This window comes from Sorangium sp. So ce302, from assembly GCF_051530145.1.
GTDB classification, from domain to species: Bacteria; Myxococcota_A; Polyangia; order Polyangiales; family Polyangiaceae; genus Sorangium; species Sorangium cellulosum_B.
In genome coordinates this window covers 9,767,901-9,791,372 of sequence record NZ_CP150326.1, presented here as the reverse complement: position 1 = coordinate 9,791,372, position 23,472 = coordinate 9,767,901, and the positions used below count along the sequence as shown (strand labels likewise).

Annotated in this window: 9 protein-coding genes; 2 read left to right on the top strand and 7 right to left on the bottom strand. The window is 70.2% G+C overall.

Translation table 11 applies throughout. The features are described from left to right. Positions 1–824: 824 nt before the first annotated feature. A complete protein-coding gene (locus WME73_RS37080; RefSeq protein ID WP_437912620.1) occupies positions 825–2,282 on the top strand; it encodes a formylglycine-generating enzyme family protein in 1,458 nt (485 codons plus the stop codon). A gap of 29 nt (positions 2,283–2,311) precedes the next feature. After that, positions 2,312–5,287, top strand: coding sequence for a glycosyltransferase (locus tag WME73_RS37075; protein ID WP_437912619.1), 2,976 nt, complete (start codon positions 2,312–2,314; stop codon positions 5,285–5,287). Between the two features lie 83 nt (positions 5,288–5,370). On the opposite strand, the gene WME73_RS37070 is transcribed toward WME73_RS37075, so the two are convergent. The 7 genes from WME73_RS37070 to WME73_RS37040 all read right to left on the bottom strand — a co-directional run bounded on the left by WME73_RS37070 (position 5,371) and on the right by WME73_RS37040 (position 23,092). Beyond that, positions 5,371–8,109, bottom strand: a complete 2,739-nt coding sequence (locus tag WME73_RS37070) for a Kelch repeat-containing protein (protein WP_437912618.1) — start codon at positions 8,107–8,109, stop codon at positions 5,371–5,373. 694 nt (positions 8,110–8,803) lie between these two features. Beyond that, positions 8,804–9,577, bottom strand: a complete 774-nt coding sequence (locus WME73_RS37065; RefSeq protein WP_437741034.1) for a DUF6748 domain-containing protein — start codon at positions 9,575–9,577, stop codon at positions 8,804–8,806. A 508-nt stretch (positions 9,578–10,085) separates the two neighbouring features. Further along, positions 10,086–10,715, bottom strand: coding sequence for a class I SAM-dependent methyltransferase (locus tag WME73_RS37060; RefSeq protein WP_437741033.1), 630 nt, complete (start codon positions 10,713–10,715; stop codon positions 10,086–10,088). Positions 10,716–10,729: 14 nt separating this feature from the next. Then, entirely contained in the window at positions 10,730–11,683 is a 954-nt protein-coding gene (locus WME73_RS37055; RefSeq protein WP_437912617.1) for a LysR family transcriptional regulator, read from the bottom strand. A 109-nt stretch (positions 11,684–11,792) separates the two neighbouring features. Beyond that, on the bottom strand, positions 11,793–17,732 hold the full coding sequence (locus WME73_RS37050; RefSeq protein ID WP_437912616.1) for an AAA family ATPase: 5,940 nt from the start codon (positions 17,730–17,732) through the stop codon (positions 11,793–11,795). Positions 17,733–18,371: 639 nt separating this feature from the next. After that, a complete protein-coding gene (locus tag WME73_RS37045) occupies positions 18,372–19,625 on the bottom strand; it encodes a glycosyl hydrolase 53 family protein (protein ID WP_437912615.1) in 1,254 nt (417 codons plus the stop codon). A 200-nt stretch (positions 19,626–19,825) separates the two neighbouring features. Further along, entirely contained in the window at positions 19,826–23,092 is a 3,267-nt protein-coding gene (locus WME73_RS37040) for a glycosyl hydrolase 115 family protein (RefSeq protein WP_437912614.1), read from the bottom strand. Positions 23,093–23,472 lie beyond the last annotated feature (380 nt).

Genomic DNA, 23,472 nt, shown 5'->3' with positions numbered 1-23,472 from the left:
ATGTCCTTGTCGGCGCCCCGCCGCAGATCAAACGTGGACGCGCGGGGGTAGATGATCGTACCGCTCACCATGTCGACACGTACGCTCGGCGCCGCGCCGAACTCCCCACTGTCCTCGCTGCCATCCGCCGCGGCGAGGGGCGCATGTGGCGACTTGGCGGTTCCCTCATGCCGGCAGGATGGGGGAATCCCCCCACCACCCACACGTGAGTCTGTCGCGAGAGCGAGGACAGGCTGTGCTCGTCCAGCCGCTCGCAGCTCGCGGTTCAAGGCGCGCTGCGGGTCATTCGCTGTGAGCTCCCACGCTGAACGATCGGTCGTCAGGCGGCCATCGCGCAGCAAGGATGCGACGTCCTCAGCGCCGGAGGACGAGCCACGCGCCCCGCGCTCGTCCTCGTGACATGGCACATCGAACGCCTCGGCCGACAGTGCGTACATCCTTTCGCTTCGCTGTGAGCTGTGGCCAGGGCGCGCTCGACCGCGGTTGAGTCCGGCGTCGAGCATCGCTGGATGCCATACGGACGAGCGCCTGTCGAGCCTCGATCCCGGCCCCGATGGGTCCGCCGGAGCGGCGTTGGAGGGCCGTTTTGTAGCTGTTTTCGCGGCGGTGCCGGTCAGATCATGTGTTGAGTGAAGAACTGTAAAGACGTTTTGATAAGCGTGATGTCGCGAGCGCGGCGCAAGGTAGCGAGGTAGGGGCGCGCGCCGGCGCGCCGCTCTTCCGGCGGGGCGAGGGCGATCCGGGCGCTCACCGCCGCTCGGGCGCCTGCGCCGCTCGGGTCGCTGTGAGCGCACCTTGGCCGCGCTCTCTGGTAGCGTGGGCCCGTGCAGCCTCGCGTCACTGCCTGCCGCGTCCTTCCTGCGCTCGTCCTCGGAGCGGCCGTCGCCCTCCTCGCCCCGGCCTCGGCGCGGGCCGCGGATCCGGCGCCCGCCCTCGCGATCGACCTCGGGGGGGTGCAGCTGGAGCTCGTGCTGGTGAAGGCGGGGCGCTTCCGCCAGGGCTCGCCGCCCGCGGAGGCCGGGCGCGGCGACGACGAGGCGGTCCGGGACGTGACCCTCGGCCGCGACTTCTACCTGGGGAAGTTTCCGGTCACGGTCGGGCAGTTCGCGCGCTTCGCCGCGGAGACCGGCTACCGCACGGAAGCCGAGGCCGGCGCCTCCGGCGGGTTCGGGTTCGACGGCAAGGGCCTCTCGCAGCGCAAGGAGTTCACCTGGAGGACTCCCGGCTTCCCGCAGACCGACGTGCACCCGGTGACGCTCGTGACCTTCAAGGACGCGGGCGAGTTCACCCGCTGGCTGACGCAGAAGACCGGCCGCGCCTTCGACCTGCCGACCGAGGCGCAATGGGAGTACGCCGACCGCGCGGGGACCCAGACGCGGTTCTATGCGGGGGACAACGACAGCGCCGCGGCCGCCATCGGGTGGTTCAAGGGCAACGCGGGGAGCGGGACGAGGCCTGTCGGGCAGAAGCAGCCGAACGCCTTCGGCCTGCACGACATGAGCGGCAATGTCTACGAGTGGTGTCGCGACTGGTACGGCCCCTATGCGCCCGGCCCGGCGGTCGACCCCGAGCAGACGGCGCCCCCGGCCGGCGACAAGCCCCGGCGCGTGCTGCGCGGCGGATCGTGGCTCAAGGACGCGAAGCACCTGCGCGCCGCGGCGCGGTACCGCAACGACCCTGGCAGCCGCAACGCGGACAACGGCTTCCGCGTGGTCGCCGCGCTCTCGGCGAGCGCCCCTGCCACGGCGCCTGGGCCGACCCCGCCGCCGGCGGCGACCGCGCAGGCGCCGCGCTCGAGCTCCTGGTCGACCGCGGCGACGGTGGGGTTCATCGGCGGCGGCGTCGTCCTGGCCAGCGCCGTCATCGGCCTCATCGGCCTGCTCGTGCGCCGCGCGGTCGGCCGCAGGCCCATGGCCGGGGCGCCGCCCGGCGTGACGTTCCGGCCGCAGGGCGACGGCTTCTGGCTGCACGCGCCCCCGCACCTGCACGGGTCGATGCTCCACTACCGCTGCCTCGTGAAGGGCGCGATGCGGCGCGCGTCGGTCCCGATCGAGCCGGGCCCGCGCGGGCAGTTCGTCTACACGGGCGGCGTCCCATCCGCCGTGGAGGTGGAGCAGATCGGCGCGGCCGCGTGGGCCGCTCCGCGCGCGGCCGGGTGGGCCGCGGCGCCGTCCGCCGCGCCGCGCGCGGCCGCCGCGGGGCACAGGGCGCGGGACCGGATCTCGAGCGCGCCGGACGTGGCCGCTGCCGCGCCGTTCCGCGGCTATCCATCGGCCTACTGAGCCGCGCCGCTCGATCTCACATGGTTCGCATGTTCCGCAGCTCCCGCATGCGCCGCCCGCTCTGCGCCGTCTTCGCCGAAGCGCCCGCGCACCGCGCCCGCGCCGGCCGCACGCTGCGCGCGCTCCGGCTCGCCGGGCTCGCGCCGGTCGATCTCACGGCGGCGCCGCTCGCGGCCGCGGCGGAGGCGCTCGCGGCGGGGCCGGTGTGGCTCGTGCGCGGGGGCGCCTGGCCTGCGCCCTCCGCGGCGATCGAGCCGGACCCGTTCCCGCCGCCGAGCGACACCGGGCTGCCGCTCTGCGCGCTCGGCGCCGTCCTTGCGCCGATCGACCTCGCCGCGCCCTCCGTGCCCGAGCCGGACGCCACGGCGTGGGCCGAGCTGCTGCGCGCCACGGGCGGCGAGCTGAGCCGCGCCGCGCGCGCCCGCCGCGCTCCGGGGCTGCCCCGCGCGGCGAGCGTGTACCTCGACGGGGCGCTCGCCGCGGGCGTCGCGGCGCGGCTCGGCGCGGGCGAGCCGCTCGACGCCGCGCTCCAGGGCGAGCTCGGGGCGCGGCGTGCGCGCGTGGTGCGGCACGCGCCGCTCGACGTGTGCGACGGCGCGGCGCTGCGGGTCGCGCAGGTGGTGACCAGCCTGCAGCAGGGGGGCGCCGAGCGGATCGCGATCGACCTCGCGAGGGAGCTGCCGCGGCGCGGCGTGCGCTCGCTCGTCTGCGCGGTGTACCGGCCGACCCGCGCCACGTTCGCCGCGCCGCCGGAGGCGCTCGATCTGTCCGATGCGCGCGGAGACCGGGAGGCGCGCTTCGACGTGCTCGCCCGCGGGCTCGCCGCGTGGGGCGCGGATCTCGCGCACGCGCACCTGTTCGACGCCGAGGACCTCGCGCGGCTGTCCGCGCGCGGGTATCGCCCGCTCGTCACGGTGCACAACGTGGCTGCAGGCTGGCCGGCGGGGCTCGATCGCCTCGCTCCGGACGACGCGGCGCTGCTCGTTGCGTGCGCGCGCGCGGTCGAGGCGGAGCTCGCGGAGCGCGCGCTGCCGATCCCGGCGCGCACGGTCTGGAACGGCATCGACCTCGCGCCTGCAGAGACAGCTCGCCGGGCCGAGGCGACGGACGCGCCCGGATCGGGGGAGGCGGTGCGCCGATCCAGGTCGGCGGAGGCCGCGGCGTGGCGGAGGCGCCTCGAGATCGCGCCGGACGACCTCGTGCTGCTCGCCGTGGCGAACCCGCGGCCGCAGAAGCGGCTGCACCTGCTGCCTGGAATCCTCGCGGCCACGCGGGCCGCGCTGGCGGCGGCCGGCGACCCGCGGGCGGCTCGGCTCGTCATCGCCGGGAGCGCATCGCCGGGCAGCGAGCAGGCGCTGGCCGCGGAAGCGGAGATCCGGCGCGAGGTCGACCGGCTCGGCCTGCGCGCCGAGGTGCGCTTCGCCGGGGCGGTCGGCGACGTCGCCGGGCTGCTCGCGGCGGCCGACGTCCTCGTGTCGCCGAGCGCCCACGAGGGGCTGAGCCTCGCGCACCTGGAGGCGCTCGCGGCGGGCCTCCCGGTCGTCGCGACCGGCGCCGGCGGCACCGCGGAGATCGCGGCCGAGACGCCGGCGATGGTCCACCTGCCGCTCGACGCCGCGCCCGAGCGGTTCGCCGGGGCGATCGTGGCGGCGGCGCGCACCGGCGCCGCGGGCGACGCGCGCGGCGGGTCGACGAGCGGCCGGGAGGCCGTGGCGGAGGCGCGCGCCGGCGTAGGGCCGTCGAGCGGCCGGGAGGTCGTGGCGCGGCACTTCAGCCTCGCGCGGATGGCCGAGGGGTATGCGCGGCTCTACCCGCGGGCGATCGCGCGGAACCGCGGTGTGCACCGGGGCGACGGGCTGCTCCTCGTCACGAACAACTTCTCGATGGGCGGGGCCCAGTCCAGCGCGCGCCGGCTGCTGCTCGGCCTCGCGGCGGCCGGCGTGCGCGGCCGGGCGGCCGTGATCGAGGAGCAGCCGGAGTACCCGACGCCGGGGCGCCGCGCGCTCGCGGCCGCGGGCATTCCGGTGCTGGCGGTGCCGCCGCCGGCCGACATCGAGCCGGCCGAGGCGGTGGAGCGCCTGCTGCGCGCGATGGAGGAGGACCCGCCGGAGGCCGTGCTGATGTGGAACGTGATCGCCGAGCACAAGGTGCTCCTGGCCGACGGGCTGCTCGACGTCCCGCTCTTCGACGTCAGCCCGGGCGAGATGTACTTCGCCTCGCTGCGCCGGTATTTCGCGTCGCCGCGCCGCGGGCTGCCGTACCGCGCGCCGCGCGACTATGGAGCTCGTCTTGCGGGGGTGATCGTCAAGTACGGAGCCGAGGCGGCGCTCGCCGCCGAGGTGCTCGGGGCGCCGGCGCACGTGGTGCCGAACGGCGTGGCGCTCGGCCCGCGCCCGTCTGCGGCGCTGCGCGCGCCGGCGCCCGAGCAGCGCGCGTCCGGCGGCGGGCACGGGCGGCTCGCGATCGGGACGGCGGCGCGCATCCACCCGCACAAGAAGCTCGACGAGCTCCTCGCCGCGCTGCGCCTCGCGGCGCCGCGCTTGCCGCCGCACGTGCTGCGCATCGCAGGCGGCGTGGAGCGCGGCGCCGAGGCGCACGCCGAGGAGCTGCGGCGGATGGCGGCGGGGCTGTCGGTCGAGTGGGTCGGCGAGCTCGCCGACACGCGCGCGTTCCTGCGCGAGCTCGACGTGTTCGCGCTGATCGCCGAGCCCGCCGGGTGCCCGAACGCGTCGCTGGAGGCGATGGCCGAGGGGCTGCCGGTGGTGGCCACGGCGGTCGGCGGCATGGCCGAGCAGGTGGACGACGGCGTGACGGGCCGGCTGGTGCCGCCGGGCGACGCCGAGGCGCTCGCCGCGGCGCTCGTGGAGCTGGGCGCCGATCCGGCGCGGCGGGCGCGCGTGGGGGCGGCGGGGTGGGAGCGCGCGCGGGAGCGGTTCTCGCTGGAGAGGATGGTCGCCGATTACGTGGGCGTGTGCCTGGGCGGGCGGGACGTGCGTAGAGACTAGCCACTACAGCGTTGCCCAAGGACGAATTTGCGGTGGCGAACCGCCGCGATCCGGGCGAAGCGGACGCGATGGCCCCGCGGGCGTCAGGGGGTGTAGATCTCGACGCTCCCGTCGTAATTGCCCACGTTGATCACCCTGCCGTCCGCGAGCAGGAGCATCATGCTGTCCAACGTATAGGGCTGGTCCATCGGCCCCGTCGTGGTCCACGTGTTCGACACCGGGCTGTAGACCTGGGTGCTCCGGAGCATGCCGGCGCCGTTTCGCCCCCCCGCGATGAGCACCCTGCCGTCGTTGAGCCGCGTCGCGCCGTGCATGGAGCGGGCGATGATCGCAGGACCGGCTGACCAGGCGTTCGACGCCGGATGATATATCTCGGTGGTCGACAGATAACTCGAGGCATCGCGCCCTCCGACGACCAGCACGTCACCGCTGGCGAGCAGCGTGGCGCTATGTTCTCCGCGAGCGGCAATCATGTCGCTCGCAGCCGCCCACGCGTCGGCCGTCGGATCGTAAATTTCGGCGGTCTTGGTATAGCTATCGTTGCTATTGCGCCGGCCTCCGGTGACCAGCACCTTGCCGTTCTGGAGCAGCGTCGCGGTGTGAACCCAACGGGGAACGACCATGGGCCCGGCCGGCGACCAGATGTTGGTCGACGGGTTGAAGAGCGCGGTGGGCGCCTGACCGTTGACACTATTGGGATCTCCCCCGGCGACCAGCACCTTGCCGCTCTGAAGCAACGTCGCGGTATGGGAGGTCCGGGCGAAATCGAAGCCCGTGGGTCCCATCGATGACCACGTGTTGGTGGCGGGCGTGTAGAGCGCGGCGCTCTCCAGCGCAGAGACGTCCTCAAAGCCCCCCACGACCAGCACCTTGCCGTTCCCGAGCAGCGTCATCGTGTGCCATGTTCGGTCCACTGGCATGTCGGGCGCGGACGTCCAGGTGTTGGTCGTCGGGTTGTACAGCTCGGCGGTATTCTCGGGGTCCTCGTCGCCATCGTCGTCGTATCCGCCCGTCACGAGCACCCTGCCGTCCTGGAGCCGCACCGCGGCACCGGCGGGGTGGGCCATGGCCATCGGCGCGACGAACTTCCATGTCTCGGCGTCGAGGTCGTAGAGCTCGGCGCTCGCCAGGTACCCGGTCGTGAGGCCGTCGTGCCTGAAGCCGCCCGTGATGAGCACCTTGCTGAGGCCCAGCAGCGTCGCGGTGTGCTGGGTGCGCTTGCTGCCCATTGGCTTGATGGCGATCCAGGTGTTGGTCGCCGGGTCGTACATCTGCGCGCTGTCGGTCTCCGTGCTACTCGCGGTGGTTCCGCCCGTGACGAGCACCTTGCCGCTCAGGAATCGAGTCGCCGTGTGGGACATGCGGGGGGTGGCCATCGACGCGGCCGGGGTCCAGGTGGGCGGCGTCCCCGGGGTGTAGATCTCGGCGCTCGAGAGCTCGTGAGAGTTCGAGTCGGCGCCGCCCACCATCAGCACCCTGCCGTCCGGAAGCAGCGTCGCCGTGTGCTTGTTGCGGGCAACGCCCATCGATCCCGCCGTCGACCATGTGTTGTTGCCCGGGTCGTAGAGCGCCGCGCTCGTCAGGTAGGCGCCATTGCGCCCGCCCGCGACGAGCACCTTGCCGTCGAGGAGCCGCGTCGCCGTGTGCCCGCTGCGGCTCGTGGTCATGGGCGCGGCGGGCGACCAGCTATTGGACCCGGGAGTGTAGAGCTCGGTGCTCGCCAAGTAGGTGGAGCTGTCGCTCTGGCCGCCGGTCACGAGCACCTTGCCGTCCTCGACCGACGTCGCGGTGTGCCCGGAGCGCGCCACGGTCAGGCTCCCGGCCGATGACCAGCTGTTCGTGTTCGGGTCATAGAGCTCCGCGCTCGCGAGGGACACGTTGGAGGCGTTGCTGCCGCCCGCGATGAGCACCCAGCCGTTGCTCAGCCGCGTCGCCGTGTGGTAGCGGCGGGCGGTGGTCAGCGACCCGGCCGGCGACCAGCTATTCGTGTCCCGGTCATAGAGCTCCGCGCTCGCAACCACAGCGCCGTTGTAGCCGCCCACGATGAGCACGTCGCCGCTCGAGAGCACCGTCGCGGTATGCCCGCTGCGCGCCGTGCTCATCGCGGGCGCCCACGTCCAGACCGGGTCGACCAGCGCCGGCTCTCCACCCGCGTCGGCCCACAGCTCGATCGTCGCCCCGCGCACCGCGAGGCGCACGGCGATCGGCCGCCCGCCGCGCGCGTACGCCGCCGGCGCCGTCACGCGCAGCCGCGCCGCGCCGGCCTCGTCGACCACCTCGACCGCGTCGCGCTGCTGCCGGAGCGTCGCGCCCTCGACCTGCCACACCGCCGCGGGCGCATCCGCGCGCGCCACGCCCGCGTCGAGCAGCAGCCACTCCTCGTAGCCCGCGTCGATCGCCGACCAGAACGACGTGCCGCCCTTGCGCGGATACGCCACCGCGCGCTCGGCGAGCTCGCCCTCGCCCTCGGCGTCGAGCTCGCGCACGCGCGCCTCGAACCCGCCGGGCAGATGAAACCGGATCTCGCCCTCGCCGCGGGCCGGCAGGGCGGCGTGCAGCCCGCCGCGGCGCAGCAACGCTGCCTCGATGTCGAGCTCGCGGCTCGGATCGCCGAGCGAGGCGAGCGAGAAACCGCCGTTGACCGCGACGAACGCCTCGCTGGCCTCGAGGACCTGCGCTGCCTGATCGGGGAACTGCTGCCGCAGCTTGACGCCTGCGGGCGCTTCGGGGCCGCAGCCGGCGCCGCCGGCCAGCAGCGCCCCACCGAACAACCATGTCGATAAGATGAATAGCCACCGTTGAAATGGTGATTGAAAATGCATCGCTGATCTCCTCTTGAACCACCGGCGCCTAGAGACGGCAGGCCCCCATGTGCGCGTGCGCGTGCGCGTGCGCGTGCGCGTGCGCGTGCGCGTGCGTGAATGCAGAAGGCGTACCAGCCGATTCACGTGGAGAGGCGCGCCGATCTCTCGCCATCCCGCGCTACAATGCTCGTCGGCGCGGTCGCGTGGCCCGTCGCAGGCTGCTGCCCGCTGCCGTCACGTGGCTGGCGCGCGCCCGCGCGCAGCGCCGCCCCCTCGGGCCGGCGCTGCCGCCTCCAGGGCCTCCACGTGACATGTCACGCCGCGATCGTGACATGTCACGTGACATGTCACGCTGCCCTGGCGGTCGGTGAAGCACCTCGCTCGCAGGCTGCCGAGCGAACACGGCCCCTTCGAGCCATGGATAAGTCGTTGCGCTCGTTCAGCTCCCGGCCGTGCGGGCGAGCCCGTTCTGGGTCGCGTAAGCGATCCCGGACTTAGCGTGTGCTGCGCATGACGAGGTTGCCCCAGGTGATGTCGAGCCCGACGAGCGGAGGCTCTCGTTCAACATGGAACGAACCGGTCGGACTCGGCTCCGCAAGCTCATCACCGGAGCAAAAGCGCTTGCCACGGGCGTCATCGCCTTCGCGGCGTTGGCCATGATCTGGTTTGTCGTGAACGCGGCGCGCAAGAAGCACGAGCCGCCCAGCCGGCGTCACTTCAGGCGCAGGTAGAACTCCGCCGCGTCGAGGCGGTTCATCGAGCCGGCCGGGCCGGTGATGACCGTGTGTTGACCGGCGACCAGCAGACCGGGCGTGGAGAGCGCCGTCATGCCGCCTTCGACCTGCTTTACCGTGGCCCCGGACGCGGACAGATCGATGCCGTCGAGTGGACCGCTCAGGTTGGTGTTCAGGCTATGCTCGGAGAAGGAGGGGCAGGGATACGTCACGCACACGATCCCGGCGCTGTCGACCCGAGAAAAGTGGCCCTTCGGCGCATTGCCCGTCGCCCCGAGCCAGATTTCGCTGGCGACGAGGACGTCAGCCGGCCGCGACCGCAGGTCGCCGAGCTGGACCTGCTTCAGGCCGCCGCGGACCAGCGCCTGCCCGGCACCGAACGCCTCTCTGGCTTTGGCCTCGGTCGAGCGATCGAGCCCGAGCCCGGACAGATCCAGCTCGAACATGTGGCATTCTTCTTGCCAAGTTCCATCGGCGCAGCGGGTCACGCTCGTGTTGACGCGGGCGACGAAATGGCCGCCGCACATCGGCGCGGCGCATCTGCGGTAGTCAGGACGGGTCGCGATGAAATAGTCCGCCACGGCGACCTCGGCCGAGGCCAGCGCGCCGACATCGTCCTCGACGTCGAGCTCGGCCTGGGCGAGGTCCCCTGCGACACCGCCCTCGCGCGGGGCTTCGCAGGCGAGCGCTGGCGCGGTCAGCACGCCGAGCAGGGCGAGCAGCGAGAGGCGATGATGGGTGAGGTTGAACATCGATGTTCTCCAGGAGCGGACACGGGTCAACGTGGATGCGAGCGCCTCGGCCGGTCCGCAGGCTCGAGGCGCCTTCATGGGCTTCCACGCGTCGAGGGGGCGAGCTGTCGCGAGCACGTACGCCCCTGCCGCCCTGCCACCTGCTCGCCGTGCTTCGCCCGGAGGCGATCGCCACCAACGAATGAATGTAGTGTGCTACCAGACCTGCCGAGTGAAAAGCTGGCCGGAGCAAGAATTCGACGAGCAACGAGGCGTCGCGAAATCGTCCTGAAGTGACGTGGATTGCGCGAGACTGTCCCCCAAGCTCATCGGTGCTTTACGGAGAGCTTGACGAACTATGCTGGCACGGGATCGCGCCGACTCCGGCCGCGGTTCTGACTCGGATTTTGCCGCTATTGTTGCTCGCGCATCCCCGTCCCCAGGGGCCGAGTGCCGCGGGGAGCATCCGATCTCGGATCGGAGCCAGGGTTGGCTGGTCGCATGAGGGTCGGTCGCAGCGAGCTGCGCGTCATCCCGGCTTTTTCGCCACGAGGAACGCAACCATCTTCCCGCCACCGACCTCCCGCTCCTCGATCTCGACGAACCCTGCCTCGCGCATCTCGCGGAGGATCGCCTCGCGATCGTAGGTGTGGGCGACCGGCGCCTTCCCGAACCAGCGCAGCACCGTGATGATCGCGCCGTAAGGTACCCAGGTGTCGCCGAGGCAGACGTTGGACGAGATGAACGAGCCGCCGGGCTTGAGGAGGTCGAAGATCGTCTTGAGGGTGCGCCGCCGATCGGGGACGAGGTGGAGGATGGAGTAAGCCCAGGCGCTGTCGAAGTGCTCGGGCTCGTACGGGGTAGGTCCGTCCAGCGTGCCCTGGCGAAAGGTGACGTTGGTCGCGCCTTGGGCCTGCTTCTTCTGGTTGGCGATGCGGATCATCTCGCCCGAGACGTCCATCGCGTGGATGTGGCCGGCGAACGGCGACATCTCCAGGGCGAGCGAGCCGGTGCCGCAGCCGATCTCGAGGACCGTCGCGCCCGGGCGCAGGCGCTCGCGGGTGATGGCCTTCTTGCGCTCGAAGGCGGTGACGTTCTCCACCGGCTTGGCGGCGTACTTCTCGGCGATGTCGTCCCAGAACTTGGCGTCGGTGGTCATCGTGGTCGAAGAATCTACGCACGCGGCGCGTCCGCGCCCGGTGCAAGTTCGTGACGCAGGGGCGCAGTTTCGCGCCACCCCTCGGCCTCGCCGCGAAACAGCGCCGCGCGCTCCGTCATCGCCGCGGTGATGCCCTCGCGCGCGGCCCGCAGGCGCGCGTTGTCCCGGAGATCGCGGTGGCTGAGGAGCCAGAAATCGGCGACGTGGCGCAGGTCCGGCTTGGCGAGGCGCTGCAGCCCGGGCTCCGGATCGCCGGCGTACGTGGGTAACATCACGAAGCCGAGGCCCGCGTGTGCGGCCTCCATCATGATCGCCAGCGACTCGAACGTGCCCCAGATGGGAACCTCGGGATAGCTCGACGACGCGACGAGCTCCTTGACGATCCTGAGCACGCTGGATCCGAGCCAGCGCGCGGGGCGCGCGCCGCGCTCGGGGTCGAGCTGGGCAGCGTGCGCGGTCGCGACGTAGTTGCAGAGGGTGATGGGGGCGAGCCGCCGCCCGATCAGGTGCTCCGGCGGGGACGCGCCGGGCAAGAGCGCGCGCACCGCGACGTCGGCCTCGCGCTTCGACAGATCCAGGTTCTTGGCGTCGGCATCCAGATCGAGCTCGATGCCGGGATGCTGCTCGCAGAGGCCGGCCAGGGCGCGGAGGAGGAGCTTCGCGATGAACGGGTCGGTGCAGGTCACCCGCACGGGCCCCTCGAGCCGCGCGTCTTGCCCGGCGAGGCCGCGCTCCAGCGCGGCCATCTCCCGCTCGACGCGCTCCGCCCCCGAGACCATCTCGTTGCCCGCGTCCGTCAGCTGGTACCCGTCGCGGTGCCGGTCGAACAGCTTCACGCAGAGCCGCGCCTCGAGGGCCTCGACCCGCCGCGCCACGGTCGAGTGGCTCACGCCGAGCATCGAGCCCGCCGCGCGGACGGAGCCCGTTCGAGCGAGCGCGAGAAAATGGCGCACGTCATCCCAGTCCACGACGCCCGCCAGCATACCCCTCGCGGGCGCGCCCGATAGATGCAGATGCGAGCCGCCGTGACCGAGGGCGCCGAGGCGCCGCGGGTCGACGTGACGGCCGAGGCGCGCGTCAGGAGGTCTGCGAGGAAGAGGGCCGAACGACCGGGGGCTCGCAGGAGCGGGAGGCGAGCGCGCTCTTCGGCATGAGGAGGACCAGCATGAACGGCCGGTGGCCATCGCGCTCCTCCCCGGTGAAGCGCACCAGGGCGTCACCGCCGCGAGCCCGGAGGCTCGCGCGCACGATGTCGAGCCCGACACCTCGACCGGCTACTTGACCGATCGTCTCTGCGGTCGAGACGCCGGACAGGAAGATCTGGTCGGCCAGGGCTTCCTCGGGCAGCGCATGAACGCCCTCCCGCCGACGCAGCTTCTCGAGTGAAAGTCCGCTGCCATCGTCGAATATCTGCAGCTCGAGCCCGCCCGGTCCGCTCCGCACGCGAACCTCGATGCGGCCCTGCGCCGGCTTGCCGGCGAGCTCTCGCACGTCGGGCCTCTCGATGCCGTGATAGAGGGAGTTGCGAAAGCACTGAACCAGGATGTCTTTCACGAGTCCCGTCCAGTCGCTGGCCAGCTGCGCCTCGGCCTGCTCCGTGAGCACCGCCGGCGCGGGCTTCCCGAGCTCCGCGGCCAAGCTCGGCAACATCTCGCGCGTCTCGTCGACCACGCGCGCCACCGATGTAGGGTCGAGGCGCGCGAGGACTCCACGCAGCTTGCGCACCAGCTCCTCGGCCGCGTCGGTGGAAGCGGCCGTCGCGACCAGGCCCTGGATGTCGTGAAGGACACCCTCGCTCCGTTCATCCAGCCCCTTGCTCACGGCCGTCAGCCTCTCCTGGCAAACCGACTCGTATTCCGCGATCGTTCGCTCGACGGCGTCCAATTGTTCCAGCAGTTCGCGCCTGTCGACGGGCTGCTCTGGCTCCCGGCGCAACGCCTGGCAGGCGTGCTCCGCGGAGTGCAGGCAGTCCACCAGGTGCGTGAAGCCGTGCAGGCGAGCGTTGCCTTTCAGGGTGTGCAGGTCGCGCAAGGCGGCATCACAGAGCTGCTCGGAGCTCTCGACGTCCGGCCCGAGCGCCGCGCGATTTGCGGCTAGCAGCTCGCGACAGTTGACGCAGAACGCTCGCGTGGCCTCGACGCCGCAATCGAGCGCCTGCACGATGATGTCGACCTCGCGCTCCTTGTTGCGCGCCGCTTGCCGCAAGATACGCAGCAAGGTCACGTCGCGAACCGTGACCAGCAGGCGCTCCACCTGGCCCGCTTCCGACTCGATGAAGTTCCAAGTGATCTCCAAGAACTGGGGTTTGCCGCCGGGACCCGTACGCTCCACTTCACGGATCAGGTGGTGGGTATTCAGCGCCGCCAGCCACGGCTCTTGATCGAAGGCGCAGCTGAGCGCTGCCTCTGCCGCGCTCCGCGCGTCCGGTCGCACGCTGGAGCCATCGAACAGCAGCGCGAGGCAGTCGCGACCGACCAGCTCTGCACCGCCGAGGATCTCCGCCAATCGTCGAGAGTATCCCGGTTCGACGCGGCGGTTCCGGTCGATGGTGAAGACGCCCTCGTCCAGATTGTCGAGCATCGAAGCGATTTGACGGTTCTTGAGCGCCAGCTCCTCGGTGCGCTGGGCCACTCGTCGCTCCAGGCTCTCGTAGAGCTGTGCGTTGTAGATCGAGATCGCCGCCTGGCTGGCAATCACCTGCAACGCAGCCAATCGATCGAGCGTGAAAGCATACGCGCTGACGTTGTTCTCCACGTACAGCGCGCCCAGGACGTCGCCCTTGCGCATGATGGGAGCGCACAGCACCGAACGTACGCTCCGCCTTCGAATCTGCGGGTCCGCCTGGAAGGCGCCGGCCTTCGATGCGTCGTCCAGCGTGACGGCCTCTCCCGTGCGCAGCACGTAGCTGACGACGGTGGGGCACAAAAACTCGGCTTCCGAGTACTCCACGCGCTGCGAAAGGCTCGTGATCGGGCGCTCCACGTGGGCGCGCGCCTCCACGTAGTACGTGCGATCGGTGTCGTCTTGCAAGACGAGGCAGCCGTGCTCCGCCCCGGCGTTCTCGATCAACGTGGCCATCAGCGCGGCGAACAGCCGCTCGGTCTCGACCTCGACGAAGATGCTCTGCGTTGCCTTGAGCAGGGACGCGCTGTCGAAACCCTGGCCGGCCGCCATCGCGCCGCGCGGCGTCGCGATGTCTCCTCTGGCGGCATCCGCGAGCAAAGCGGGGTGCTCACGCGCCAGCAATTCGAGCTTCGCCGTGGCGCCCCAGTCAGCGTAGAGCCGGTAAGCCGTCTCCAGGCATGTCCTGGCGTGAAGGGGCTCGTCCAGCGATAGCCACATCTCAGCCTGGTGCTCGTGGACGAGCGCCCGCAAATGGATGAACCCGTCTCCGGCCGTTCTGATCGCGTCGCGGTAGCGGGCGAGCACGGCTTGCAGCGGCTGCCCCGTCAGGCGCGCGTGCTCGGCGGCCAGGAAGTGGGCCTTGTGAGCGAAGTTCTCCGAGCACAGACGGGACCAAGCCTCGAGCTGCTTCAGGTTCTCCTCGATGACAGCGAGCAGGGCCTCCCGCGCCTCCGGGCCTCCTTCGCGGCACGCCCTCGCCGCCAGCAGCCCTTCGAAGAGCTTGTAATCGGGAAGCGAGAACTGCCCCGACGCGATGATCAAGAACTCCCGGGTGAACTCCGTCCACTGACGCGCCGAAGCGAAGTCGCCCAGGATGAAGCTCGTCATCATCTGGGCTTGCCCGTAGGCGTAGCAGTACTGGGTGCTCTTCTCGGCAACCACCACGGCGGTCGCCTCGTGGTCGGCCACGGCGACGGCCTGCCTCTCCGATTCGCGCGCCGTCAATCGAGCGACGGCTCGCTCGACGACCAGCGCATTGACCAGCTGACCTGCCGCCGAAATGTGCGTCAAATACCGCCGCAGCTCCGCTACCTGCTCGCGACAGGCCCGCAGCCGCGCGCCGACCAAGAACGAGCGCTGGGCGCGATCGCTCTTGGCGTAGGCGACGTGCTGTAGGTCGCCGAGCATGAGCCCGCTCTTCTCCCCTCGGTCGTAAACCGCGAACAGATCTCGGTAAGTCCCCTTCCAGTGCGCAAGAAAGCCCACGAACACGAAGCACACGCCCGATTCGACCGGGGTCGGCGAGAAGCGCTTCAAGAGCTCGAAGGCAGCCAGGCCGATGCGATAGGCGGCATCGTAGTCGCCCAGCATCGCGAGGAGGATGATGCCGCAGTCAGCGAAGTTCTTGCACGAGACCGCGTCGACGCCGCGGTTTAGCGCCAGGTCGAACATGATGAGCTCCGCCAGGAAGAACAAGGGCGGATAGGTTTGAAACGCCGGAGGAATCACCTGCGCCAGCAACTCGAGGACCAGGCGCGCCTCTGCGTCCTCTGCCATCGGAAGCGCCGGCAGGCCCTCGATCGTCACGCGCGCCAGGTGCGCCTGCAGCTTGCCGATACCCTCACCGATGCCCTGGTTGATCTCGTCGGGCGCTTCCGGCAAGCGCACGCCGAACTCGGTCAGCGCCGCGCGCACCTGGACCACGGCGTCCAGCATTCGCCCGCCGTGCTCGAGGATCCGGGTCTTCAAGACATGAACTCGGCCGCGCGCCAGGCGGTCGGGGGCGAGCCTGAACGCCTCCTCGCAGAACGCTTCGACATGCGGGTCAGCCAGCACGAACGCTGTCTCGGCGCGCGCGAAGATCGCTCGAAAGGCCAGATCCGACGAACGTTCGCCCTCGCAGCTGGCCAGCAGCTCGACGGCGATCTCGGCGTGGGTCCCCGCGATGCTCCACGCGCCGCTCTGAAGCGCCTGGTGACTCGCGGTCAGGTTGAGCTCCACGAGGTCGAGGCGCTCTTCTCGGTCATGGATCGCGCGGCGGGCGGCGTTCAGATGATGAAGCACCTCGAAGATCCGACTCGGCGCGCGATCGCCCCGCAGGCGCTCGCGCAGGATCCGTCCGATGCGACCATGAGCTGCGACGCGCTCCGCGTCGCTGGCGCGTGAGAGCGCCGCCTGCTGCACACGCGAGTGTTCGAAGGCGTACGATGCAGGCTCGTGGCTCCGGCCAGGCGCTGACGGCTCCGCTCGAGCCTCGACGGAGACCTCGGACAGGAGACGATGGGCCAGCCCCTCGCGAACGAGCTCGAGACAGGCCGCGAGCGGTCTGTCCACGGCCTCCGACAGGGTCTGCAGATCGAAGCGCATGCCGAAGCACGCTGCGGCAGACAGCAGCCTCGCCGCCTCGGGAGAGAGGTTCTCGAGGCGCTCCGCCATCAACGCGCCGACATTGTCGCAAGCGGGGTGCGCCTCCGCGCGCTGCAGGTCAGCGGACCATCGGCCGCGCTCGACCTCCAGGCGCAGGATGCCCTGTCGATGCAAGGAAACGAGCAGCTGACCGATGAAGAACGGGTTACCGTCGGTCTTGCGCCTCACGATCTCCGCGAGCCCGCGGGCTTCAGCGACAGGCGCGCGCAGCGAGCGAGCCACGATCGCCGCGACCGCCTCGGAGGACAGCGGCCCGAGCGGCAACGTCAGCACGACCTCCTTCGCCCGGTGCAACGTTCTCTGCAGGCTCAGGAGCGTCGGCGCGTCACTGACATCACCGCCGCGGAGCGCCGCCAGCACCATCACGTGACTCGAGTCGGGATTCGTCAGGATGGCAGACAGCACCTCGGCAGAGGCGGCGTCGAGCCACTGAGAATCGTCGAGCACGAAGGCGAGGGGACGCTCCGGCGTGGCGAAGATACGGATGAAGGAGAGGAAGACATGCTGCAACCGGCGCCGCGCCTCGATGGGGTTCAACGCGACGATGGACGTGGAGGGACCGGTGACGCAGTGGAGCGCCGGCACCAGCTCGGTCATGATGCCTGCGTTGTGCCCCAGAGCTGCGGTCACGCGCTGCCGCAGCTCCGTCAGCTCGGCTTCGGAGAGCGACAGCAGGTCCCCTGCCAGGCGTCGTAGCACCTGCGCCAAACCAGACAGCGGCACTGTCTGAGCTCGCTCTTCGAACGCCGTCGACAAGAGGCGCGCCGGCGCTCCGCTGTGCTGTTGCAGGAACTCCGCGAGTACGGCGGACTTTCCGGCGCCCGCGGCTCCTGGCATGAGGACGAGCAGCCTCTTGCCGGAGCTCACGTCGTGGAGGGCGCCTGCCAGCGCGGACAGCTCGGCGTCGCGTCCTTGGACGTCTCGACTGACGATGAATTGACTGGAAACGTCATTCTCCCCCAGGACCACGGCAGGGAGGGTCTGCGTTCGCCGGAAGCTCTCACAGAGCGTGGTCAGGTCGCTCAGCAGCCCGTGATCACTCTGGTAGCGCTCGTCAGGATTCTTCGCGAGCAGCTTGGACACGAGCTGTGCGAGGAGCGGAGGTATGTCGGGCGACAGCTCGGTGACGAGCGGAGCGCGCTTGGACACGTGCGCGTGAGCCCAGCCGATGGCGTCGGTCGCCGCGAACGGCAGCTGGCCCGTCAGCATTTGGAAGAGCGTGACGCCCAGAGAATAGTAGTCTGCTCGATGATCGGGGCGACGGTTGAGGCGGCCCGTCCGCTCTGGCGCGATGTGGGCGAGTGAGGGCGCGGATTCGCAAGCGGCGCCGCCTGCCGCGTCCTCGGAGACTGCCAGGAGATCGGCAAACTCGACACGTCGAGTCTCGAGATTGACCAGAAAGCTGCCATGGCTCATGTCCTCATGAAGCAGCCCCTGCTCGTGCGAGCGATGCAGCAAGCGAGACATGCCGAGCGCGAGCTCCAGGCACGTTCCGACCTCCAGACCCTTCGCGGGAATCTCGAGCGGTGCGCCTCCGAAGTCCTCCATGATGAGCGAAAGCTCGCCGTCTACCTCGCGCACGTCGCCGTCGATCGCGAGCGTGCCGATTCGACGCCACATCTGCAGCTCGAGCTCCAGGACCCGGCGCGGCTGAGCGACCTCGTTCCGGAGCGAGTGCAGCAGCACGCTCGCGCCGGAGGTCGCGCGGCGCGCGCGCCGCCAGATGCTGCGCGGCAACACGGCCACGGTCTCCGTGACCTGATAAGCGTCGTCACCGAGGTGCGCTTGACTGTTTCGGTTCATTGATCTGCGTCCCGCTCGCTTTCGTCAGCCGACGCTGGTTCTGCCGTGTGCTCGAGAACGGCGCTCCCCCTGATGGCTGAAGGAGACACAGCGCCTCGCGACCCCCCTGCCGGGAGCCGCTCACCCGCTGCGCCCCCGTCGCCTCCCGCTCTCCTCCTGGGCGCCCGGTGCCGGCCCTGGCGCCTCCCGTGGGAGCAGGGTCGGCGGCGCGCTCTGGCCTAACGACGAGAAATCGACGAACCAACGCAGAGAGAAGGAAATCCAAAGCCTTCCGAAACGTCAAGCCCCAACTGCGGGACCTTGCCCCGGTCGGCAGCGCATTCGTCGCTGCGAGCTGGCACACTCCCATGAAAAAAGCGACGCTATATCAACGACTTGACCCATGCGTCGAAGGACGCCGCCGTCACTCCACAGCCTGCGGGAGCTCGTGCCTGCCGTGCGCTCGGGCTCAGCGCACGCACGGTGGCCCGCTGGTGCGACGGGCGGGCGCCCTGGGATCGCGACGGGCTCAGCGCCAGGGGATACGTGCCACGGTGATCGTGAAACGGGGCCCTCGGGAGCGCCACGAACCTGCTCCCCGCTTCAGAAGTCCCGGTAGTCGACCTTCATCTGATCATAAGGCGCGATCATGCTCTCGATGACATCTCCGTTCGGCGAGAAGATGCGCTCGTGCCACTCGGTCGGCTCCCAGATGAAGGTGCCGAGCCCGCGCTTGTCCGGGATGTTGAACATCAGGTCGTTGGCCGCGCGCTTCTCCCACGAGTACTCAGCCACCACGAACTTCAGGTCGGGATAGCGCTTCACGAGATCATCGAAGTTCGCCTTCCACCCCGAGGGCGGCCCCTGGTACTCGGTGTAACAGGACTGGCCGAGCACATCGAACTCGACGCCCTGCCCGAGCACCCCGTCGACCCACCAGCGCGTCGCCGCGTTGTCGTCGCAGCGGTCGAGGTGCAGCATGACGGTGATCGTGTCGTCGGCGTCCTTGACGCCCTGGATCCCGGCCTTCAGGAGCGAGCCCAGCCCCTGGAACGCCTGCCCGGTGACGAAGCCGTCAGGCCACAGCAGCCCCTGCGGGATCTCGTTGCCGATCTGGACCATGTCCGGTCGCGCGCCGGCGGCGCTCAGCTGCTCGATCGCGTCCCGCGTGAACTCGCGCATGGCGCTCGCCAGCGCGCCGCCCTCGAGATCGGTCCAGGCGACGGGCTTGTGTTGATCGTCGGGGTCGGCCCATACGTCGCTGTAGTGAAAGTCGAGCAGGAACCCCATGTTCGCTCGCTTCACGCGCCGCGCCATCTCGATCGTGTGCTCGAGATCGCAGAAGCCCTCGCGCGAGTAGGGATCGTCGTCGACGGCCGCGTCGGCGTACACCGCGGTCGGGTCGTTGAACAGGCGCAAGCGGATCCAGTTGAACCCGTGCGCGTTCAAGATCTCGAGGATGTCCTTCTCGACGAGCTCACCCGTCCGCGGATCGATGTCGCGGAACACCTTGCCTCCGGCCTCACGCTCCTGCACCCAGGAGATGTCCGCGCCGAGGATGAAGCCCTGGGGCGCGCCCGGCGTCCCGTCGCCTCCGCTCCCGCCCGTGCCCGCGCCGCCCGCGCTCGCGGACGTTCCACCCGCGCCGCCGGTGCTCGCGGACGTTCCACCCGCGCCGGCTCCGCTGCCGCTCGTGCTGCCGCTCGCGCCGCCCGCGCCGCTCCCCGTGGACGCCTCGGCGCCCGTCGACGCGGCCTGACCGGCGCCGCCCCCGCCGGCCCCCGAGCTCTCACCGCACGCGGCGAGCGCCGGAAGCAGCGCCACCACACCCATCCATACCAGCGTCTGTCGCAGCATCCCTGATCCCGGCGAGGATCCTACCATTGGCCATTCGCGCGATCACGGCGCACGAAGAGGGCGCGTCCACGATCGCGGCGCCGCCGGTAGAAAGATCCGCTGTCGATAGGCGCCGGGGCGCATACGGGGGCGCATAAATGACGAGAGCCCGCCGCACAGCGTGTGCGCGGCGGGCCCTCGGACTGCTCACAGACGATGGTTTACTGCTGCTCCGGCCCCTTGCCCATCCAGTAGCTCTCGGGCGGGCCCAGGAGGCTCTCCTTCACGCCACCGGCGTCCACCACGATCTTCTGGACGATCACGCCAGGATGGACCATCCACACCTTCAGCGTGTGGTCACCCGCCGCGGCGATCGTGTGCTTGGTGCGCATGATGTTGGCGTTGTCCGAGGTGTGCCGCTCCCAGATCTTGTTGCCGTTGCCGTTGAGCTCGACGGCGTGGCTCGTGTTGACCTTCTGGATCGGACCGTCGTCGAGCGACACGGCGTACTGCAGGCCCTCGGTCCAGTTCTGGAAGTTGTTCCTCGGCGACACGTAGACATACACGTTCACCGGGCCGCTGCTCGTGAGGTGCATGTCGTACTCGAGGCGAGGCGACGCGCCGCCGGGCTCCTGGGCCTCGGCCGTCACAGGGAACGGCGTCACGCCCGACCCGGTGCGCCCGATGTCCGGGAGCAGCTTCCACTCGACGTCATCCGTGCTGACCGCGCGGCTGTAGTGATCGGCTTCCATCGAGACATAGCCGTTCGCCTCGATGAAGCGGTTCGGCTTCCACGCGACCTGCCGCGGGTCCTCGACGCGGGCCGTGACCACCACCGAGCTCCCGTCCGAGCCCGTGACCGTGATCGGGACATCGACCGGGAACGTCTGGTTCGTGGGGATCATGACCCAGTCGACCCTCACCGTCGCGCGCACCTCCTTGTCGACGACACCGTGGCTCGGATAGACGTTCAGCCACGGCGGGCAGGGCGTGTTCGCGGCCCAGCCGGCGGGGCACTCGACCGGGAGAGCGGCGTCGATCGTGTACTCGAGCGGCTCGCTGCCGCGGTTGAACACCTCGATGTACTGCTCGGGCTGCGTCTGATACCGGCTGAACGCGGGCAGCACGGGGGTCGCGGTGCTCCCGTCGCCTGCCCCGGCGCCCGTCCAGAAGTTGCTCGATCCGTCGATCGCCACACCGAGCTCCGCCGCTTCGGGGACCTCGATCGAGACGAGCTCAGGCCAGATGAACTCCTGGATGTTGTTGTACTGGTGCTCCGGCTGCTGCCAGGACGGGTTCCCCGGCGCGCCGTAGCCGATGTGAGGCTGCGTCTGGAAGCCTTCCCACTTCCCGTCGGCGAGATCGTGATTGTAGTAGTAGGAGAGCGCCAGATCGTCCTGGAGCCGCGCCTCCGCGATGGCCGCCAGGTCGTTCGTGGCCGCGCGCCCCTGCGCCGCGTAGAGCTTGTTCTTGAACCCAGCCAGGCGCAGCGCGTACAGGTTGGCGGTCGCCTTCACCTGGTAGAGCACGAGCTGGAAGTAGGCATCCTGCACCTCCTCCGGCAGGAGCCTGGCCGCGAACTCCGCCTGCGAGGCCAGCGCCTCCCACTCCTCCGTGACGCTCTCGAGCTCGCGGTAGTTCGTGAGGCTGAACGGGCTCGCCCCGTCGTCGTACGTGATCGCGGCCGTGTCGGGATCCGGGACGTCGGTCGTGGGCGCGCTGACCATGAGATCGTAATCGACGGTGATCTTCCGGTTGGTCAGCTCCGGCTTGCGATCCGACTGCAGCAGCGCGTAGCTGTGCAGGATGTCGGCGATGATGTCCGCGTGCTCGGAGCCGAACTGCTGCTCGGTCCACCGCCGCTCCCAGTCGCCGATGCGCTCGACCGGCCAGCGGTCCGGGTTCCACGCGTAGTCGAGGAAGAACTGGAGCGGGAGCTCCTCGTTCTTGAAGTCTCCGACGTTGACGACCCAGAGCCGATCCACGCCGTAGTTGTAGGCGAGGTGGAGCTGCTCCCAGACGTTGGGCAGGAGGATCGTGTCGACCCACTTGTAGTTACGGCCGCCGCCGACGTAATCGAAGTGGTAGTAGAGGCCGAAGCCGCCGGCCCGCTCCGTGCCGAGCTCCGGCAGGCGCTTCATGTTGGACCAGTTGTCGTCGCAATAGACCACCGTGACGTCGTCCGGCACGCGGATGCCGGCGTCCCAGTAACCCTGGATCTCCTTGTACAGCGTCCAGATCTGGGGGATGGTCGTCAGGTCCTGCCCCGTCACGTCCTCGAGGATCTTCCGCTGGGAGTCGACGATGCTCTCCATGAGCGGGATGCCGTCCGCCGGGGGCAGGCTGACGTCGCCGGGGCCGCGCATGCCGAGCGTGACGACGCCCTCGATCTTCTCGTCGACCATCCGCTGGATGCCCTTGGTCCAGTGCTTCTTCAGCGCGTCGGAGTTCACCGAGAAGCGCCAGTCGCCCGTGCCGCCGTACGGATCGGTCTTCGGCTTGGTGACGGTGCCGGCAGCGTCCTTCACCTCCGGGATCACGTGGCGATTCCACTCCTCGATACCCTGCATCATCGGGGCCTCGTGCGAGGTCCCCATCACGACGCCGTACCGCGTGGCCGTCGCGTGGTTCTCCGGGTCATCCTCGCCGAACGCCCGGCCCCAGACGGCCGGCCAGATGTAGTTCGCCTTCATGCGGAGCGCGACCTCGAAGATCTTCTCCCAGTAAAGGTGGTTGAGCCCTCCGGGGAAGCCCTCCGCCTTGCCCGGCCCGAACATCTTGGCCGCCCAGTTGCCCGTCGCGGGGTTCTCGTCGTTGATGAAGAACCCGCGGTACTTCACCTTCGGCTCGCCCTGGGTGTGCTGCCCGGGGAGCACGAACAGCGCCTGCTTCTTCTGGGCCGGGACGTCGTCCCACCAGTACAGGGGCGACACGCCGATCTGCGAGGAGAGGTCGTACGCGCCGAAGATGGTGCCGCGCTGGTCGCTGCCGGCGATGACGAGCGCTCGGTCCACGCCCTCCACCGGCTGCTCGACGATCTGCGTGACGAACGTCTCCCACTTCCCCGTCAAGCCGGAGACGTCGAGCCGCTCGTCCGCCACCAGCTGATCGATGATCGGGCTATTGCCCACCGTCCCGACGAGGACCACTTCCTTCGCCGACGCCGGGATCTCGTGGTTGACGGCCGCGGCAGTGCCGGTCACCCGCTGGATGTCCGCCGCGAGGTCGTCCACGACGCGGTTCACGCCCGCATAATCGCTCTCGCTGACGACCAGCGGAGCGACCTTGCCGCTCACGGCGAGGGGGAAGCGATCCGCTCCACCTTCGGTTGAAACGTACTTCTCCAGGGAGCCCGTCACCGGGTCGACCGGCGACACCGGCGTCTCGCCGGGCGGGCCCTCGGGCCCCGGCTCGCCGGGCGCGCCCGGCTCTCCCGGATCGCCCTTCGCTCCATCCGACCCGCAGGCGGTCAACGAAGCGAGCGACATGGGGAGCAGCAAGCAGAGTAGCGAGGATCCGATTCGACCCTTCCTGATGACCATGCGTGCGTAACTCATAACGGTGTTTCCCTCGTTGATGCGGCTGACCGGCGTCGTCGACGCGCCCGCGCTGGACACGGGCCGTGACCTCCGGCGCTGAGGCCGGGCGCTCCTATGCAATCGTCCAAATCCCTGCGGCGATCCGCGCGATCGTGATCGTGATCACGAGGCGCTGTTCCGAGCGAACACGCCGTGGCGATCCCGGTGATCACCACGGCGTGACATGCACACCGACGGTCCCGAGGCCCGCAGGCTCGACCCGCACCGGCCGCGCCGGACAGGACGCGCCCGCTTCGGGCCGCCGGAGGCGCGTGGAAGCGAGGCGCCCT

What these genes read in the sequence shown, in the direction of transcription:
- WME73_RS37075 (WP_437912619.1), top strand. Translation starts at nt 2,312, where the DNA reads ATGTTCCGCAGCTCCCGCATGCGCCGCCCGCTCTGCGCCGTCTTCGCC.
- WME73_RS37070 (WP_437912618.1), bottom strand. Translation starts at nt 8,109, where the DNA reads ATGCATTTTCAATCACCATTTCAACGGTGGCTATTCATCTTATCGACA.
- WME73_RS37065 (WP_437741034.1), bottom strand. Translation starts at nt 9,577, where the DNA reads ATGTTCAACCTCACCCATCATCGCCTCTCGCTGCTCGCCCTGCTCGGC.
- WME73_RS37060 (WP_437741033.1), bottom strand. Translation starts at nt 10,715, where the DNA reads ATGACCACCGACGCCAAGTTCTGGGACGACATCGCCGAGAAGTACGCC.
- WME73_RS37045 (WP_437912615.1), bottom strand. Translation starts at nt 19,625, where the DNA reads ATGCTGCGACAGACGCTGGTATGGATGGGTGTGGTGGCGCTGCTTCCG.
- WME73_RS37040 (WP_437912614.1), bottom strand. Translation starts at nt 23,092, where the DNA reads ATGTCGCTCGCTTCGTTGACCGCCTGCGGGTCGGATGGAGCGAAGGGC.